General features: G+C 53.5%; 17 protein-coding genes and 1 pseudogene. All 18 read left to right on the plus strand.

Annotated features, from left to right (window positions below):
* Positions 1–18: 18 nt before the first annotated feature.
* The 18 genes and pseudogenes from asnC to pstA all read left to right on the plus strand — a co-directional run bounded on the left by asnC (position 19) and on the right by pstA (position 18437).
* Positions 19–480 (plus strand): transcriptional regulator AsnC, encoded by a 462-nt coding sequence (gene asnC / locus P6287_RS19580; protein WP_008106733.1) that lies wholly within the window; start codon positions 19–21, stop codon positions 478–480.
* A gap of 154 nt (positions 481–634) precedes the next feature.
* Positions 635–1075, plus strand: coding sequence for an FMN-binding protein MioC (gene mioC, locus P6287_RS19585; RefSeq protein WP_277974303.1), 441 nt, complete (start codon positions 635–637; stop codon positions 1073–1075).
* Between the two features lie 442 nt (positions 1076–1517).
* A complete protein-coding gene (mnmG, locus tag P6287_RS19590; protein ID WP_192414273.1) occupies positions 1518–3407 on the plus strand; it encodes a tRNA uridine-5-carboxymethylaminomethyl(34) synthesis enzyme MnmG in 1890 nt (629 codons plus the stop codon).
* Positions 3408–3454: 47 nt separating this feature from the next.
* Positions 3455–4072, plus strand: coding sequence for a 16S rRNA (guanine(527)-N(7))-methyltransferase RsmG (gene rsmG / locus P6287_RS19595; protein ID WP_110868235.1), 618 nt, complete (start codon positions 3455–3457; stop codon positions 4070–4072).
* 713 nt (positions 4073–4785) lie between these two features.
* The gene (gene atpI, locus P6287_RS19600; RefSeq protein ID WP_064738312.1) at positions 4786–5166 is read left to right on the plus strand and encodes a F0F1 ATP synthase subunit I; all 381 of its coding nucleotides are present in this window, start codon (positions 4786–4788) and stop codon (positions 5164–5166) included.
* Between the two features lie 8 nt (positions 5167–5174).
* Positions 5175–5993, plus strand: coding sequence for a F0F1 ATP synthase subunit A (atpB, locus tag P6287_RS19605; protein WP_007893608.1), 819 nt, complete (start codon positions 5175–5177; stop codon positions 5991–5993).
* Positions 5994–6042: 49 nt separating this feature from the next.
* Complete coding sequence (atpE, locus tag P6287_RS19610; protein WP_003849523.1) at positions 6043–6282, plus strand: F0F1 ATP synthase subunit C; 240 nt, start codon at positions 6043–6045, stop codon at positions 6280–6282.
* Between the two features lie 107 nt (positions 6283–6389).
* Positions 6390–6860, plus strand: coding sequence for a F0F1 ATP synthase subunit B (gene atpF / locus P6287_RS19615; RefSeq protein WP_007893603.1), 471 nt, complete (start codon positions 6390–6392; stop codon positions 6858–6860).
* Positions 6861–6874: 14 nt separating this feature from the next.
* Positions 6875–7408: a F0F1 ATP synthase subunit delta gene (atpH, locus tag P6287_RS19620; protein ID WP_008106723.1), complete on the plus strand. Its 534-nt coding sequence runs from the start codon at positions 6875–6877 to the stop codon at positions 7406–7408.
* 14 nt (positions 7409–7422) lie between these two features.
* A pseudogene (gene atpA / locus P6287_RS19625) lies at positions 7423–8963 on the plus strand (F0F1 ATP synthase subunit alpha).
* Between the two features lie 52 nt (positions 8964–9015).
* Positions 9016–9882 carry a F0F1 ATP synthase subunit gamma gene (gene atpG / locus P6287_RS19630; protein ID WP_101763910.1) on the plus strand — a complete coding sequence of 289 codons (867 nt, stop codon included), beginning with the start codon at positions 9016–9018 and terminating at the stop codon, positions 9880–9882.
* A gap of 63 nt (positions 9883–9945) precedes the next feature.
* The gene (gene atpD / locus P6287_RS19635; protein ID WP_008106718.1) at positions 9946–11343 is read left to right on the plus strand and encodes a F0F1 ATP synthase subunit beta; all 1398 of its coding nucleotides are present in this window, start codon (positions 9946–9948) and stop codon (positions 11341–11343) included.
* A 24-nt stretch (positions 11344–11367) separates the two neighbouring features.
* A complete protein-coding gene (locus P6287_RS19640) occupies positions 11368–11787 on the plus strand; it encodes a F0F1 ATP synthase subunit epsilon (protein WP_008106717.1) in 420 nt (139 codons plus the stop codon).
* A 163-nt stretch (positions 11788–11950) separates the two neighbouring features.
* Entirely contained in the window at positions 11951–13321 is a 1371-nt protein-coding gene (glmU, locus tag P6287_RS19645) for a bifunctional UDP-N-acetylglucosamine diphosphorylase/glucosamine-1-phosphate N-acetyltransferase GlmU (protein ID WP_277974304.1), read from the plus strand.
* A 130-nt stretch (positions 13322–13451) separates the two neighbouring features.
* The gene (glmS, locus tag P6287_RS19650; RefSeq protein WP_277974305.1) at positions 13452–15281 is read left to right on the plus strand and encodes a glutamine--fructose-6-phosphate transaminase (isomerizing); all 1830 of its coding nucleotides are present in this window, start codon (positions 13452–13454) and stop codon (positions 15279–15281) included.
* A 176-nt stretch (positions 15282–15457) separates the two neighbouring features.
* Entirely contained in the window at positions 15458–16501 is a 1044-nt protein-coding gene (gene pstS / locus P6287_RS19655; RefSeq protein WP_049852409.1) for a phosphate ABC transporter substrate-binding protein PstS, read from the plus strand.
* An 89-nt stretch (positions 16502–16590) separates the two neighbouring features.
* Positions 16591–17553 carry a phosphate ABC transporter permease PstC gene (gene pstC / locus P6287_RS19660; RefSeq protein ID WP_101763907.1) on the plus strand — a complete coding sequence of 321 codons (963 nt, stop codon included), beginning with the start codon at positions 16591–16593 and terminating at the stop codon, positions 17551–17553.
* Positions 17550–18437, plus strand: coding sequence for a phosphate ABC transporter permease PstA (gene pstA, locus P6287_RS19665; RefSeq protein WP_101763906.1), 888 nt, complete (start codon positions 17550–17552; stop codon positions 18435–18437). The genes pstC and pstA overlap by 4 nt, the downstream gene beginning before the upstream one ends.
* Positions 18438–18478 lie beyond the last annotated feature (41 nt).

Here is an 18478-nt window from a genome sequence, read left to right on the forward strand (position 1 = left end):
ACTCAACGAGGATGGACAATGGCGGAACACCTTCAGCTGGATAACCTGGATCGCGGGATTCTGAATGCGCTGCTACAGAACGCGCGTACCGCCTATGCCGAGCTCGCCAAGCAGTTCAACGTCAGCCCCGGCACCATTCATGTGCGGGTGGAGAAGATGCGTCAGGCGGGCATTATTTTGGGCACGCGCGTGGAGATCGATCCGCGTCAGCTCGGCTTCGATGTGTGCTGCTTTATCGGCATTATCCTTAAAAGCGCGCGCGATTATCCGGCGGCTCTGAGCAAACTTGACGCGCTGGATGAAGTGGTGGAAGCCTGGTATACCACCGGCCACTACAGCATCTTTATCAAAGTGATGTGCCGATCAATCGATGCCTTGCAACAGGTGTTGATCAACAAGATCCAGACCATCGACGAAATTCAGTCCACCGAAACCCTGATCTCCCTGCAAAACCCGATCATGCGCACTATTAAGCCGTAACCCCTCTCTAATCTGTGCACAAACTTATCCCCGGCAGATCGCGCGTATGGCGCGACTTGCCGCCTGATGCTTTCTACTATTAACCCTGTTTTCCACAGGTGGATCACGGCTTGATCACAGCGTACAATGCTCGCCTTTAGTGCGGGAGAGCATCATGGCCGATATTACGTTAATCAGTGGAAGTACCCTTGGCAGCGCCGAATATGTTGCTGAACATCTGGAAGAAAAACTGCAGGAAGCGGGCTTCTCAACCGAGGTGCTGCATGGCCCAGAGCTGGATGAGCTGCAACCGGAAGGGATTTGGCTGATCGTTACCTCCACGCACGGTGCCGGTGAACTGCCTGATAATTTGCTTCCTTTATATGAAGCACTGCAGGAAACAAAACCGGACCTCTCTGGCTTACGTTATGGCGCAGTCGGCATTGGTAATCATGAATACGATCTTTTCTGCGGCGCGATCAAACTGCTGGAAGAGCAATTGAACCAGTTGGGCGCCAAACGCATTGGCGATCGACTGGAGATCGACGTGCTGGAGCATGAGATCCCGGAAGACCCGGCCGAAGTGTGGGTCGCCACATGGAAAACGCAGATTTAAAACGATCTTTAGTGGCTGGGGATCGGGAAAATAGAATGATCCCCAGTTGATTGCGCTGTTTTTTTACCTTAAACCCGCGATCGACTGTGGATAACATGGCCTGTTTCATGCGTATAACCAGTAGTTATCCAAAGAACAACGCCTGTTTCTTTTTTAGGCTGTGCATAAGTAGCCATTTTGATCCCAGCTTATACGGATCAGGATCACCGATCATTCACAGCTAATGATCCTCGCTAATTTGCTGTTTAGCCTTCACTTTTTGGGGTTATCAACAGCCGGATGCGATCCTAATAGTAGATCTAACAGAAAGATCATATAAAAGACTTAAGATCCTTTCTTTTAAACCTCGGGATCCCGCGACTTTCGCCGCCGACATTATTTCAGTAGAATCCACCGCCCAGGGCAACGATCCCTGTCCGAAACACTAACGAGGACCCACTTCATGTTTTATCCAGATCCTTTTGACGTCATCGTAATCGGTGGTGGTCATGCGGGCACAGAGGCCGCGATGGCCGCAGCCCGAATGGGTCAGCAAACCCTGTTACTCACCCATAACATTGATACGCTTGGACAAATGTCCTGTAACCCGGCGATCGGTGGCATCGGGAAAGGACATCTGGTGAAGGAAGTGGATGCCTTAGGCGGTTTGATGGCCACGGCAATTGACCAGGCAGGTATCCAGTTTAGGATACTAAACGCGAGTAAAGGCCCCGCCGTTCGCGCCACTCGTGCTCAGGCTGACCGTGTACTGTATCGCCAGGCGGTACGCACCGCATTAGAGAACCAGCCAAACCTGATGATCTTCCAGCAGGCGGTTGACGATCTGATTGTGGAAAACGATCGTGTCGTCGGTGCTGTGACGCAAATGGGCCTGAAGTTCCGCGCCAAAACCGTGGTGCTGACCGTCGGGACCTTCCTCGATGGCAAAATCCACATCGGGCTGGATAACTACAGCGGTGGCCGTGCAGGCGATCCGCCATCAATCCCATTGGCAAAACGCCTGCGTGCACTGCCGCTGCGCGTAAACCGTCTGAAAACCGGTACGCCGCCACGTATCGACGCACGCTCGATTGATTTTTCGGTGCTGACACCGCAGCACGGTGATAATCCGATGCCGTTGTTCTCGTTCATGGGCAAGGTTTCACAGCATCCACAACAAGTACCATGCTGGATCACCTACACCAACGAACAGACGCATGACGTGATCCGCAATAACCTCGATCGCAGCCCGATGTATGCCGGGATCATCGAAGGTATTGGTCCACGTTATTGCCCATCGATCGAAGACAAAGTGATGCGCTTTGCCGATCGTAATGCGCACCAGATCTTCCTGGAGCCGGAAGGCCTGACCAGCAACGAGATCTACCCGAATGGTATCTCCACCAGCCTGCCGTTTGACGTCCAGATGCAGATTGTACGTTCGATGAAAGGACTGGAAAACGCGAAGATCATCCGTCCGGGTTACGCCATCGAGTATGATTTCTTCGATCCACGCGATCTCAAACCGACGCTGGAAAGCAAATTTATTCACGGCCTATTCTTTGCCGGCCAGATCAACGGCACCACTGGCTACGAAGAAGCGGCAGCGCAAGGTTTGCTGGCCGGCCTCAACGCAGCACGCGCTTCCGCCGACAAAGAGGGCTGGGCGCCACGTCGCGATCAGGCTTACCTTGGTGTGCTGGTTGATGATTTGTGCACATTGGGCACGAAAGAGCCGTACCGCATGTTTACATCACGCGCTGAATACCGCCTGATGCTGCGCGAAGACAACGCCGATCTACGTTTGACCGAAGCCGGTCGCGAACTCGGTCTGGTTGATGATGACCGCTGGGCGCGCTACAACCAGAAACTGGAGGCGATTGAGCAGGAGCGTCAACGCCTGCGCGATCTGTGGGTGCATCCAAAATCGGATAACGTGGCGGAAGTGAACGCGGTGATCAGTGCGCCTCTCACCAAAGAAGCCAGCGGTGAAGATCTGCTGCGTCGTCCAGAGATGACCTATCCGCTGCTGACGTCACTCGCCAGCTACGGTCCGGCACTGTCAGATGAGCAAGCTGCTGAGCAGGTGGAGATTCAGGTGAAATACGAAGGGTACATTGCGCGTCAGCAGGAAGAGATTGATCGCCAGCTGCGCAATGAAAACACCTTGTTGCCTGTCGAGCTCGACTATCGTCAGGTAAATGGCTTGTCGAATGAAGTGATCGCCAAACTCAACGATCACAAACCAACCTCCATCGGCCAGGCTTCTCGTATTTCGGGCATCACGCCTGCGGCAATCTCAATTCTGCTGATTTACCTGAAAAAACAGGGCCTGCTGCGTAAAAGCGCCTGATCGACTTTGGGGCGAGGCAACTCGCCCCCGTTAATGGAATTCTCGTTGTGATCAACAAACTCTCCTCGCTGCTAAAAGCGGCAAACATTTCCCTTACCGATCAACAAAAACAGCAGTTGGTTGGCTATGTTGAGTTGCTACATAAGTGGAATAAGGCCTATAACCTGACATCAGTGCGCGACCCGCAGCAGATGCTGGTACGCCATATTCTCGACAGCGTGGTGGTTGAGCCACATTTGCAGGGCGAACGCTTTATTGATGTCGGCACCGGTCCGGGCTTGCCAGGCATTCCGCTGGCCATTGTGCGCCCGCAATCGCATTTCACCTTGCTGGATAGCCTCGGCAAACGCGTGCGTTTCCTGCGTCAGGTACAACATGAGTTAGGACTTACTAACGTCACGCCGGTGCAGAGCCGCGTTGAAGAGTACCCGTCTGAGCCGCCATTCGACGGTGTTATCAGTCGTGCATTTGCTTCACTCGAGGATATGCTGACCTGGTGTCATCATCTGCCGGGTCCTGAAGGTCGCTTTTATGCCCTGAAAGGTGTGCGTCCGGATGATGAGATTGCTGCATTACCCGCTGGCTTTACGGTGGAAAAAATTCAACCGCTGCAGGTACCCGAGCTGGATGGTGAACGTCATCTGGTGGTGATTACTCGCCAATAGCCTTTTAAACGGTATGGATTTAAGCTGCTTCATGCCGTTTGTCTTAGTTATTGCCCTGAACGAAAAAGCAGCGATTGAACACTTTTAGGTAAAAGCTTTTATTTCGCAGGGCAGGGCGCGCGAGTTAACATCCCCGGCGGAAATTATCCGAAAATCTCTGTTACATTTAACGAATAATTCACATTTCATTATCACGGAGATCACTTTTTTGGGTGTATTTACCCAACCAAATAATCACTGGTGAAAATATAACTTTGCAATAAATTGGCGTACGTAATATCAGTTTTGCGTTTTTATTGCAGCGCATGATGTCAATAGAGTGTTTTTCTCGAAAATCGAAGCGCAACAGTTAAATAATAAAATTAAGACTCTGATTTATAAGTGCTTAATACAATTTAGAAATCGTATAAATCTTGTCTGAAACAAATTCAGTCAGGCATTCCTTGTTTATTATGTGATCTAAAGCACGCTTTAAAAGCAAGTCGGTCGGGCATTTTCAGACTTAAAGTCAGACATTACCTGAAGACGATGTTTTGAAAAATAGCCCTTCAGAAAGAAATTTAAATAATTGTTCACCTTTTCGCTACTTACCGATTGAAATCGCAGGTGGCGCCCGTATAATTTGCACGGCTTTTGCTGCTTGACTCAAATGAGTAAAGGCAGTCTTATACGACACGCGACATACCCCGTTCGGGGCAGGAGAGTTCAGCGTCATGTCAGTGTCTCTTTACAGTGTGAAATTAGCCCGGGCCGTGCTGATCATTCAGCTGGTGACCTTTGTCATCATCGGTGCGCTCTTTACCCTGAAAGAGGTTACCTGGGGCGCCTCCGCCATCGCGGGTGGCGTGGCAGCCTGGCTGCCGAACGTGTTGTTTATGTTTTTGGCCTGGCGCCTGCAGGATCAAACGCCTGCGAAAGGACGTGTTGCCTGGAGCTTTGCCCTCGGTGAAGTGTTGAAGGTGTTCACAACCGTCATTTTCCTCGCGGTGGCGTTGGGTGTGTTTGGAGCGGTCTTCTGGCCACTCGCAATCACGTGGTTATCGGTGCTGGTGGTGCAGATCGTCGCTCCGGCTGTAATTAACAACAAAGGGTAAGAGGCATCATGGCTGCTGGAGAAATCTCTACTCCGCAAGAATACATAGGTCACCACCTGAATAACCTTCAGTTGGACCTGCGTACTTTCGAGTTGGTGAATCCGCACGACGCTCCCGCGACGTTCTGGGTATTAAATATCGATTCCATGTTTTTCTCTGTGGTGCTGGGACTGATTTTCCTGGTGTTGTTCCGCAAAGTGGCGAAAAGCGCTACCAGCGGTGTTCCAGGGAAATTACAAGCGGCTATCGAACTGGTTGTCGGCTTCGTTGATAACAACGTGCGCGACATGTACCACGGTAAAAGCAAACTTATCGCCCCGCTGGCTCTGACGATTTTCGTCTGGGTCTTCCTGATGAACTTCATGGATCTGCTGCCTATCGATTTGCTGCCGTTTATCGGCGAGCACTATTTAGGCCTGCCGGCGCTGCGCGTCGTGCCGTCTGCAGACGTGAACATCACGCTGTCTATGGCGCTGGGCGTATTTATTTTGATTCTGTTCTACAGCATCAAAATGAAAGGCATTGGCGGCTTCACCAAAGAGTTGACGCTGCAGCCTTTTAATCACCCGATCTTCATCCCCATTAACCTGATTCTTGAAGGTGTTAGCCTGCTGTCCAAGCCTGTTTCACTGGGTCTGCGACTGTTCGGCAACATGTATGCGGGTGAGTTGATCTTTATCCTGATTGCCGGCTTGCTGCCGTGGTGGTCGCAGTGGTTGTTGAATGTGCCTTGGGCCATTTTCCACATCCTGATCATTTCGCTGCAGGCTTTCATTTTCATGGTCCTCACGATCGTCTATCTGTCGATGGCATCTGAAGAACATTGATTTTTATCTCAACACTTAAGCTTTTAACTGAAACAAACTGGAGACTGTCATGGAAAACCTGAATATGGATCTGCTGTACATGGCTGCCGCTGTGATGATGGGCCTGGCGGCAATCGGTGCTGCGATCGGTATCGGCATCCTCGGAGGTAAATTCCTGGAAGGCGCCGCGCGTCAACCGGATCTGATCCCTCTGCTGCGTACGCAGTTCTTTGTTGTAATGGGTCTGGTGGATGCAATCCCGATGATCGCTGTAGGTCTGGGTCTCTACGTGATGTTTGCTGTCGCTTAAACCTGGTAGCCTTGTTCACTCATGGCACCTGGTGTGATGAGGGACGGATTCTGCCGTTTATCTCTGATAGCGGCAGAGCAAGTTAACTTAATAAGAGGCATTGTGCTGTGAACATTAATGCAACAATCCTCGGCCAGGCCATCGCGTTCATTCTGTTTGTCGCGTTCTGCATGAAGTACGTATGGCCGCCGATTATGGCTGCCATCGAAAAGCGCCAGAAAGAAATTGCTGAAGGCCTTGCTTCTGCTGAGCGCGCGAAGAAAGATTTAGATCTCGCGCAGGCCAATGCGACCGACCAGCTGAAAAAAGCGAAAGAAGACGCTCAGGTCATTATCGAGCAGGCGAACAAACGCCGTGCCCAGATTCTGGACGAAGCGAAAACCGAAGCTGAGACTGAACGTAACCGCATCGTGGCGCAGGCGCAGGCAGAAATTGATGCCGAGCGTTCGCGTGCCCGTGAAGAGCTGCGTAAGCAAGTCGCGTTGCTGGCATTAGCTGGCGCCGAGAAAATCATCGAACGTTCCGTGGATGAAGCTGCTAACAGCGACATCGTTGATAAACTGGTCGCTGAACTGTAAGGAGGGAGGGGCTGATGTCTGATCTGATTACTGTAGCTCGCCCCTACGCCAAAGCAGCTTTTGACTTTGCTGTTGAGCATCAAAGCATCGATCGCTGGCAATCAATGCTGGCGTTTGCCGCAGAAGTGGCTCGCAACGAACAGATCGCAGATCTTCTTTCCGGTGCGCTCGCACCGGAAGCTTTGTCTGCTTCTTTCATTGCAGTTTGTGGCGATCAACTTGATGAAAACGCCCAGAACCTGATTAAGGTAATGGCCGAAAACGGACGTTTGACAGCGCTTCCAGCCGTACTGGCTCAGTACATTCAACTGCGTGACGCTTATGAAGCGACAGCCGAAGTTGATGTGATTTCTGCCAGCACGCTGAGTGACAGTCAGCTGACTAAAATCAGCGCCGCGATGGAAAAACGTCTGTCACGTAAAGTTAAGCTGAATTGCAAAATTGATAAGTCTGTAATGGCAGGTGTGGTTATCCGTGCGGGTGACCTGGTCATTGATGGCAGCGTACGCGGCCGTCTTGATCGTCTGGCAGACGTCTTGCAGTCTTAAGGGGACTGGAGCATATGCAACTGAATTCCACCGAAATCAGCGAACTGATCAAGCAGCGCATTGCTCAGTTCAATGTCGTGAGTGAAGCTCACAACGAAGGTACTATTGTTTCTGTAAGTGACGGTATCATCCGCGTACACGGCCTGGCCGATGTCATGCAGGGTGAGATGATTGCCCTGCCGGGCAACCGTTACGCTATCGCACTGAACCTCGAGCGTGACTCGGTTGGTGCAGTAGTGATGGGCCCGTATGCTGACCTCGCGGAAGGCATGAAAGTAAAATGTACGGGTCGTATTTTAGAAGTTCCAGTTGGCCGTGGCCTGCTGGGCCGTGTGGTGAACACCCTGGGTGCACCGATCGACGGTAAAGGCGCAATCGAAAACGACGGCTTCTCGCCTGTTGAAGTGATTGCACCGGGCGTTATCGACCGTCAGTCAGTAGACCAGCCTGTTCAGACCGGTTACAAATCTGTCGATGCGATGATTCCAATCGGCCGTGGCCAGCGTGAGCTGATCATCGGTGACCGTCAGACCGGTAAAACTGCAATGGCAATCGACGCCATCATTAACCAGCGCGATTCAGGCATCAAGTGTGTCTACGTTGCGATTGGTCAGAAAGCGTCAACCATTTCTAACGTAGTACGCAAACTGGAAGAGCACGGCGCGCTGGCTAACACCATCGTGGTTGTCGCTTCTGCTTCTGAATCTGCAGCACTGCAGTACCTGTCACCGTACGCCGGTTGTGCGATGGGTGAGTACTTCCGTGACCGCGGTGAAGATGCACTGATCGTGTACGATGACCTGTCTAGCAGGCTGTTGCTTACCGTCAGATTTCTCTGCTGCTGCGCCGTCCACCAGGTCGTGAAGCATTCCCTGGTGACGTGTTCTATCTCCACTCTCGTCTGCTGGAGCGTGCATCACGCGTTAGCGCTGACTACGTTGAGCGCTTCACCAACGGTGAAGTGAAAGGCCAGACCGGTTCTCTGACCGCACTGCCAATCATCGAAACTCAGGCGGGTGACGTTTCTGCGTTCGTTCCGACCAACGTAATCTCGATTACTGATGGTCAGATCTTCCTGGAATCTAACCTGTTCAACTCCGGTATTCGTCCAGCCGTTAACCCGGGTATTTCGGTATCCCGTGTTGGTGGTGCTGCACAGACTAAGATCATCAAGAAACTGTCCGGTGGTATTCGTACCGCGCTGGCACAGTATCGTGAACTGGCTGCGTTCTCTCAGTTCGCTTCCGATCTGGACGATGCAACGCGTAAACAGCTGAGCCACGGTCAGAAAGTGACCGAGCTGCTGAAACAGAAACAGTATGCGCCGATGTCAGTCGCGCAACAGGGTCTGGTGCTGTTTGCTGCTGAGCGCGGCTATCTGAACGATGTTGAACTGGCGAAAGTCGGCAGCTTCGAAGCCGCTCTGCTGGCGTTCGCGGATCGCGATCACGCTGAGCTGATGGCTGAAATCAACCAAGCGGGTAACTTCAATAACGAAATCGAAGAGAAGCTGAAAGGCCTCCTCGAAACGTTTAAAGCAACCCAGTCCTGGTAATGTCTGGCGGCTTGTCTGAAAAGGCAGGCCGCAAGGCTTTGAGGAGAAGCTAATGGCCGGCGCAAAAGAAATACGTAGTAAGATCGGAAGCGTAAAAAATACGCAGAAGATCACCAAAGCGATGGAAATGGTCGCCGCCTCCAAAATGCGTAAAACGCAGGAACGCATGGCGGCCAGCCGTCCGTATGCAGATACCATGCGCAAAGTGATTGGTCACCTTGCCTTGGGTAATCTGGAATACAAGCACCCTTACCTGGATGAGCGTGACGTTAAGCGCGTCGGCTACCTGGTCGTTTCGACTGACCGCGGGCTTTGTGGTGGTTTGAACATTAACCTGTTCAAAAAATTGCTGGCAGATATGAAAAGCTGGGCGGATAAAGGCGTACAGAGCGATCTGGCTGTTATCGGTTCGAAAGGCAATTCATTCTTCGGCTCTGTAGGTGGCAACATCGTGGCACAAGTCACCGGTATGGGCGATAAGCCTGCACTGTCTGATTTGATCGGCCCGGTAAAAGTGATGTTGCAGGCCTACGATGAAGGTCGCATCGACAAGCTGTATATCGTTGCCAACAAGTTTAACAACACCATGTCTCAGACTCCGACCATTACCCAACTGCTGCCGTTACCGCCAGCGGAAGGTGAAGAAGAGATGAAGGCGAAGACCTGGGATTACCTGTACGAACCCGATCCGAAAGCGCTGCTGGATACTCTGCTGCGTCGTTACGTCGAATCGCAGGTTTATCAGGGTGTGGTGGAAAACCTGGCCAGTGAGCAGGCCGCACGTATGGTTGCAATGAAAGCTGCAACCGACAACGGCGGAAACCTGATCAAAGAGCTGCAGTTGGTTTACAACAAAGCTCGTCAGGCCAGCATCACCCAGGAACTTACCGAGATCGTCTCGGGAGCCTCCGCGGTTTAACCAGGCATATATCCTGTCGCGCGAGCGCGGCTGGGTATTTTCGTATTAGGTAGAGGATTCAAGATGGCAGCTGGAAAGATTGTCCAGATTATCGGCGCCGTAGTTGACGTCGAATTCCCTCAGGACGCGGTACCGCAGGTATACAGCGCTCTCGAGGTGAAAAATGGTGATGCTCGTCTGGTGCTGGAAGTTCAGCAGCAGCTGGGTGGTGGCGTGGTTCGTACCATCGCCATGGGTACTTCTGACGGCCTGAAGCGCGGTCTGGAAGTTACCGACCTGAAAAAACCTATCCAGGTTCCGGTTGGTAAAGCAACCCTCGGCCGTATCATGAACGTATTGGGTGAGCCAATCGACATGAAAGGCGACCTGCAGAATGACGACGGCACTGTAGTAGAGGTTTCCTCTATTCACCGTGCAGCACCTTCGTATGAAGATCAGTCTAACTCGCAGGAACTGCTGGAAACCGGCATCAAGGTTATCGACCTGATGTGTCCGTTCGCTAAGGGCGGTAAAGTCGGTCTGTTCGGTGGTGCGGGTGTAGGTAAAACCGTAAACATGATGGAGCTGATCCGTAACATCGCGGCTGAGCACTCAGGTTATTCGGTATTTGCTGGTGTGGGTGAGCGTACTCGTGAGGGTAACGACTTCTACCACGAAATGACTGACTCCAACGTTATCGATAAAGTAGCGCTGGTGTATGGCCAGATGAACGAGCCGCCGGGTAACCGTCTGCGCGTAGCACTGACCGGTTTGACCATGGCGGAAAAATTCCGTGATGAAGGCCGTGACGTTCTGCTGTTCATCGACAACATCTATCGTTACACCCTGGCCGGTACTGAAGTATCAGCACTGCTGGGTCGTATGCCATCTGCGGTAGGCTATCAGCCAACGCTGGCAGAAGAGATGGGTGTGTTGCAGGAGCGTATTACCTCCACGAAGACGGGTTCAATCACCTCTGTACAGGCCGTTTACGTTCCTGCGGATGACTTGACTGACCCGTCACCAGCAACCACCTTTGCTCACTTAGACTCAACCGTTACGCTGAGCCGTCAGATCGCCTCTCTGGGTATCTACCCAGCCGTTGACCCGCTGGATTCTACCAGCCGTCAGCTGGATCCACTGATCGTGGGTCAGGAGCACTATGACGTTGCGCGTGGCGTGCAGTCTCTGCTGCAGCGTTACCAGGAACTGAAAGACATCATCGCTATCCTGGGTATGGACGAGTTGTCTGAAGAAGACAAACTGTTGGTGGCACGTGCGCGTAAGATTCAGCGCTTCCTGTCTCAGCCGTTCTTCGTTGCTGAAGTCTTCACCGGTTCTCCAGGTAAGTACGTCACCCTGAAAGACACCATCCGTGGCTTCAAAGGCATCATGGAAGGCGAATTCGACCACCTGCCAGAGCAGGCGTTCTACATGGTCGGCGCTATCGAAGAAGCCGTAGAAAAAGCGAAGAAACTGTAATTTAGGTTTCCCAGGAGGAATGGTATGGCTATGACTTATCATCTGGACGTGGTCAGCGCGGAGCAACAAATGTTCTCCGGTCTGGTCGAGCGTATCCAGGTGTCAGGTAGCGAAGGTGAGCTGGGGATTCGTCCTGGCCACGCCCCGCTGCTGACAGCCATCAAGCCTGGTATGATTCACATCGTGAAACAGCACGGCGAAGAGGAGTTTATTTACCTCTCTGGCGGCGTGCTGGAAGTTCAGCCTGGCAGCACCACCGTTCTGGCCGACACCGCGATTCGCGGTGAAGACCTCGACGAAGCGCGCGCGCTGGAAGCGAAACGTAAAGCGGAAGAGCACATGAACAGCAGCCACGGCGACGTGGACTATGCTCAGGCTTCTGCGGAACTGGCGAAAGCCATCGCGAAACTGCGTGTCATTGAGCTGACCAAAAAAGCGATGTAATCAGGCTTTATGCGTCACGAAATGCCAGCCCTTTGGGTTGGCATTTTTTTTGCCCAAAATTTGCCGCCTGGCGCTGAGCCCGGCTAATTTCGACCCGAGAAAAATGTAGTAATCTCGGGGTTAAACCTTACACTTTCGAAAGTTGAAGAGAATCAGGATAGTTATGTCTACGAACGCGATGAGTGTGGTGATCTTAGCCGCTGGCAAAGGCACCCGAATGTATTCCGACCTGCCCAAAGTACTGCACACCCTTGCAGGTAAACCAATGGTTCAGCATGTTATTGATGCCGCAACCGGTTTGGGCGCCCAGCAGATCCATCTGGTTTACGGCCACGGCGGAGATTTACTGCAGTCAACGTTAGCGCATAACGCACTCAACTGGGTGCTGCAGGCTGAGCAACTCGGTACCGGCCACGCGATGCAGCAGGCCGCGCCCTTCTTTGCCGATGACGAAGATATTCTGATGCTGTACGGCGACGTGCCGCTGATCTCGCAGGCCAGCTTGCAACGTCTGCGCGACGCGAAACCCGCGGGTGGCATTGGCTTACTCACCGTAGTTCTGGATAACCCAACCGGCTACGGTCGTATCGTGCGTGAAAACGGCACGGTGATCGGCATCATTGAGCAGAAAGATGCCTCGCCAGAACAGCTAAAAATTCAGGAAATTAACACCGGCATCCTGATTGCCAACGGTGGCGACCTCAAGCGCTGGCTGGCACAACTTAACAGCAATAATGCGCAGGGCGAATTCTATATCACCGACATCATCGCCATGGCGCACCACGAAGGCCGCGTGATCAATGCGGTGCATCCGGCGCGCATCAGCGAAACCGATGGCGTCAACAATCGCCTGCAGCTGGCAACGCTTGAGCGTGTCTACCAAAGCGAGCAGGCAGAAAAGCTGCTGCTGGCGGGTGTGATGCTGCGCGATCCGGCGCGTTTCGATCTGCGCGGTGCGTTGCAACACGGCCGCGATGTGGAGATCGACACCAACGTGATCATCGAAGGCAAAGTCACGCTCGGCAACCGCGTCAAAATCGGTGCCGGCTGCATCATCAAAAACAGCGTGATTGCTGACGACTGTGAAATCAGCCCTTATTCGGTGATCGAAGATGCCACGTTAGCCGCTGCTTGTACGGTTGGGCCGTTTGCGCGTCTGCGTCCGGGCAGCGAGTTGGCGGAAGCGGCGCACGTGGGCAACTTTGTAGAGATGAAGAAAGCCACGCTCGGCAAAGGCTCCAAAGCCGGTCATCTCTCTTATCTCGGCGATGCGGAAATTGGCGCGGGCGTGAATATCGGTGCGGGTACCATTACCTGTAACTACGATGGCGCCAACAAATCCAAAACCATCATTGGCGACAACGTGTTTATCGGTTCGGATACCCAACTGGTGGCGCCTGTCAGCGTGGCGAGCGGTGCGACCATCGCCGCGGGCACCACGATAATGAAAGATGTGTTAGCTGCGGATCTGGTCTACAACCGTAAAGAACAGAATCAAAAATCGGGCTGGCAGCGTCCTGTTAAGAAAAAATAAATTTTAAAGGCCGACAACGATCGGCCTGTTAGCAGTGCCATAAAAAAATATCCCCACTCTCTACAAGGCTCGGGGAAATCAGGTCGTATGACAACGCAATGGCCGAAAGCCATGAAGTCAGGAAATTACTATGTGTGGAATTGTTGGTGCAGTAGCGCAGCGTGACATCGCAGAAATTCTGCTGGAAGGTTTGCGTCGTCTTGAGTATCGCGGTTATGACTCCGCGGGATTAGCCGTCGTTGATCGTCAGGGCCATATGACGCGCCTGCGTCGTCTGGGTAAAGTGCAGAACCTGGCGGAAGCCGCAGAGCAGCAGCCGCTGATTGGCGGCACCGGTATCGCACACACGCGCTGGGCGACACACGGTGAACCGTCGGAGGCCAATGCGCATCCGCACGTTTCCGAGCACATCATCATCGTGCACAACGGCATCATTGAGAACCATGAGCCGCTGCGCGCGCAGTTGCTTGAGCGCGGCTATCACTTTGCCTCAGAAACCGACACCGAAGTGGTGGCGCATCTGGTGCATTGGGAGCAGAAGCAGGGCGGCACGCTGCGTGAAGTGGTGCTGCGCGTCATTCCGCAGCTGCGCGGTGCGTATGGCATGGTGATCATGGACAGCCGCGATCCTTCGCTGCTGGTGGCGGCGCGCTCCGGCAGTCCGCTGGTGATTGGCCGTGGCGTGGGCGAAAACTTTATCGCTTCCGATCAGCTGGCACTGCTGCCGGTGACGCGTCGCTTCATCTATCTGGAAGAGGGCGATATTGCCGAGATCACCCGCCGCGAAGTCACCATCATCGATCGTGACGGTAAAACGGCCAAGCGCGCTGAAATCGAATCGACCGCGCAGTACGATGCCGGCGACAAAGGCATCTATCGTCATTACATGCAGAAAGAGATTTACGAGCAGCCGAACGCGATCAAAAACACCATCACCGGTCGTTTTAATCACGGCGAAGTCGATCTCAGCGAGCTGGGCCCGGATGCTGAGACGCTGTTGAGCCAGGTCGAACATATTCAGATCATCGCCTGCGGTACGTCATACAACTCCGGCATGGTTTCGCGTTACTGGTTTGAGTCGCTGGCTAACCTGCCTTGTGATGTGGAAATTGCTTCAGAATTCCGTTATCGCAAATCTGCAGTGCGAAAAAATAGCCTGCTGATCACGCTGTCACAATCGGGTGAAACCGCCGATACGCTGGCGGCGCTGCGCCTGTCGAAAGAGCTGGGTTATCTCGGTTCGCTGGCCATCTGTAACGTGGCCGGTTCATCGCTGGTGCGTGAATCCGATTTAGCGCTGATGACCAAAGCCGGCACTGAAATTGGCGTGGCATCCACCAAAGCCTTCACCACGCAGCTGGCAGTATTGCTGATGCTGGTGGCGAAACTCGGTCGTATGCACGGCATGAAAGCCGAAACCGAACACGAGATTGTGCACGCGCTGCAGGCCTTGCCGAGCCGCATCGAACAGATGCTGGCGCAGGACAAAGTGATCGAAAACCTGGCGGAAGGTTTCTCTGATAAGCATCACGCGCTGTTCCTTGGCCGTGGCGATCAGTATCCGATCGCGATGGAAGGCGCGCTGAAGCTGAAAGAGATCTCCTATATCCACGCCGAAGCCTATGCGGCGGGCGAGCTGAAGCACGGCCCGCTGGCGCTGATTGATGCGGATATGCCAGTGATCGTGGTCGCGCCCAACAACGAACTGCTGGAGAAGCTGAAATCCAATATTGAAGAGGTACGCGCGCGCGGCGGTTTGCTGTATGTGTTTGCCGATCAGGATGCCGGTTTCAGCGACAGCGATGGCATGAAAATCATCTCCCTGCCGCACGTAGAAGAGGTGATTGCACCGATCTTCTACACCGTGCCGTTACAGCTGCTCTCGTACCATGTGGCGCTGATTAAAGGTACCGATGTTGACCAGCCGCGTAACCTGGCGAAATCGGTTACCGTTGAATAATCAGTAATAAGAGTGGGCCCGCAACGGGCCCGCTTCATTTCTGCCCGCTGTCATATAACTGTCACATTTCGTACATTTCACTGTCATCAAACTGTCCTATTTTCCCTCCAGCAGCAATCACTGACTCCTACTAAAAAGGCATTGAGCCTGATTTTTTTGAATCCCCTGGAGGGAACATGACACTGATGCGTAGCACCGTAGCCCGAATCCTCGCCGCCACCTTCGCAGTAAGCGCGGTTTCTGCTTTTGCAGCCACCGATCTGACGGGCGCAGGCGGGACATTCCCGGCGCCGGTTTATGCCAAGTGGGCAGCCGAGTACCAGCAAGCCACCGGTAGCAAAATCAACTATCAGGGTATTGGTTCTTCCGGCGGCGTGAAGCAAATCATCGCGAAAACCGTCGATTTCGGTGCGTCTGATGCGCCAATGAAAGAAGAAGATCTGCAGAAAAACGGCCTGTTCCAGTTCCCTACCGTCATTGGTGGTGTGGTGCTGGCGGTTAACATCCCAGGTGTGAAATCCGGTGAACTGACTCTTGACGGTAAAACCGTGGGCGACATCTACCTCGGCACCATCAAAAAGTGGAACGACCCGGCGATCACTAAACTGAACCCAGGCGTGAAACTGCCAGATTCCAACATCAACGTGGTTCGCCGCGCTGACGGTTCCGGTACTTCTTTCGTCTTCACCAGCTACCTGGCAAAAGTGAACGAAGAGTGGAACAGCAAAATTGGTAAAGGTAACACCGTTAACTGGCCAACCGGTCTGGGCGGTAAAGGTAACGACGGCGTGGCCGCGTTTGTACAGCGTCTGCCGGGTTCAATTGGCTATGTGGAATACGCTTACGCCAAGCAGAACAACCTGACCTACACCAAACTGGTTGATGCCGACGGTAAAGCGGTCGCACCAAGTGAAGAGAGCTTTGCTAACGCCGCGAAAGGCGCAGACTGGAGCAAAACCTTTGCTCAGGATCTGACCTTCCAGAAAGGCAACGATGCATGGCCGATCACCTCAACCACCTTCATCCTGATCTACAAAGATCAGGCGAATGCGGAGAAAGGTAGCGAAGTGCTGAAGTTCTTCGACTGGGCATACAAAGGTGGCAGCAAAACCGCAACCGACCTGGATTACGCCGCGCTGCCAGAAAGCGTAGCTAACCAGATTCGTGCAGCGTGGAAAGCGAACATCAAAGATAGCTCCGGTAAAGCGCTGTACCAGTAACAGATTGACCCGGCCAGCCGAGACGGTTGGCCAACCCCAATGGGCGGCCTGCGTGCCGCCCTGACATCCCCCTGAGAACAGAGAATTCTATGGCTGCCACTAAGCCGACGTTCAAAGCCCCCGGTAAACAAGGCGACATGATTTTCGGCGCGCTGGTGAAGCTATCCGCGCTTATCGTGTTGCTGTTGATGGGCGGCATTATCGTCTCCCTGATTTTCTCCTCCTGGCCAAGCATCCAAAAATTTGGTTTCTCTTTCCTGTGGAACAAAACATGGGATGCGCCAAACGAACAATTTGGTGCGCTGGTACCGATTTACGGCACCCTCGTCACCTCGATTATTGCCTTGATCATTGCCGTGCCGGTGAGCTTCGGCATCGCGCTGTTCCTGACCGAACTGGCGCCAGGCTGGCTGCGTCGCCCGTTGGGCACCGCCATTGAGCTGCTGGCGGCCATCCCCAGCATCGTGTACGGCATGTGGGGCCTGTTTGTTTTCGCGCCGCTGTTCGCCGAATATTTCCAGACGCCGGTTGGCAACGTGATGGCGAATATCCCGATTGTCGGCACGCTATTCTCGGGCCCGGCATTCGGTATCGGTATTCTGGCGGCGGGCGTGATTCTCGCCATCATGATCATTCCGTACATCGCCTCGGTGATGCGCGACGTATTTGAACAAACGCCGGTGATGATGAAAGAGTCGGCTTACGGCATCGGCTGCACCACGTGGGAAGTGATCTGGCGCATCGTGCTGCCGTTCACCAAAAATGGCGTGATCGGCGGCGTGATGCTTGGCCTGGGCCGCGCGTTGGGTGAAACCATGGCGGTGACCTTTATCATCGGTAACACCTACCAGCTCGACAGCGCCTCGCTGTTTATGCCGGGCAACAGCATCACCTCCGCGCTGGCCAACGAATTCGCTGAAGCGGAATCCGGTGTCCACGTCGCGGCTCTGATGGAGCTGGGTCTGATTCTGTTCGTGATTACCTTTATCGTGCTGGCAATCTCCAAACTGATGATCCTGCGTCTGGCGAAGAGTGAAGGAGCCCGTTCATGACCGCTATTGAAGTTCAGGCTCGCGCCGAGCTGGAAGCCTCGCGCCGCAAAATGCAGGCATGGCGCAGTACCAAAAACAAAATTGCCCTGACGCTGTCGCTGATGACCATGGCATTCGGTCTGTTCTGGCTGGTGTGGATTCTGTTCACCACCGTTACGCGCGGCGTTGATGGGTTGAGCTGGGAGCTGTTTACCGAATCGACACCGCCGCCCAACACTGCAGGCGGTGGTTTAGCCAACGCCTTACTCGGCAGCGGTTTACTGATTTTCTGGTCGACGATCATCGGAACGCCGCTCGGCATCATGGCTGGGATTTATTTGGCGGAATATGGCCGTAAACACTGGCTGGCGGAAGTGATTCGCTTCATCAACGACATTCTGCTGTCAGCACCGTCGATTGTGGTGGGCCTGTTTGTTTACACCATTGTTGTATCGCAGATGCAGCACTTCTCCGGTTGGGCGGGCGTAGTAGCGCTGGCGCTGCTGCAAATCCCGATTGTGATTCGTACCTCCGAAAACATGCTGCGTCTGGTTCCCGACAGCATGCGTGAAGCGGCTTATGCGCTGGGTACGCCGAAGTGGAAGATGATTTCGGCGATTACGCTGAAAGCCTCGGTTTCCGGCATCATCACCGGTGTGCTGTTGGCCGTGGCGCGTATCGCCGGTGAAACCGCACCGCTGCTGTTTACTGCACTGTCGAACCAGTTCTGGAGCACTGACATGATGCAGCCGATCGCTAACCTGCCGGTCACCATCTTTAAATTCGCCATGAGCCCCTTTGCCGAGTGGCAAAGCCTGGCGTGGGCGGGTGTGCTGATTATTACCGTGTGCGTGCTGCTGCTGAACATTGTGGCGCGTGTGGTTTTCGCCAAGGGCAAACACTAATTTCCCGGCGCGGCTTCGGCGGCGCTGCTTATGAGAGACGA

Origin of the sequence: Pantoea sp. X85 (genome assembly GCF_029623675.1) — a bacterium.
In the GTDB taxonomy this organism is placed as follows: domain Bacteria; phylum Pseudomonadota; class Gammaproteobacteria; order Enterobacterales; family Enterobacteriaceae; genus Pantoea; species Pantoea leporis.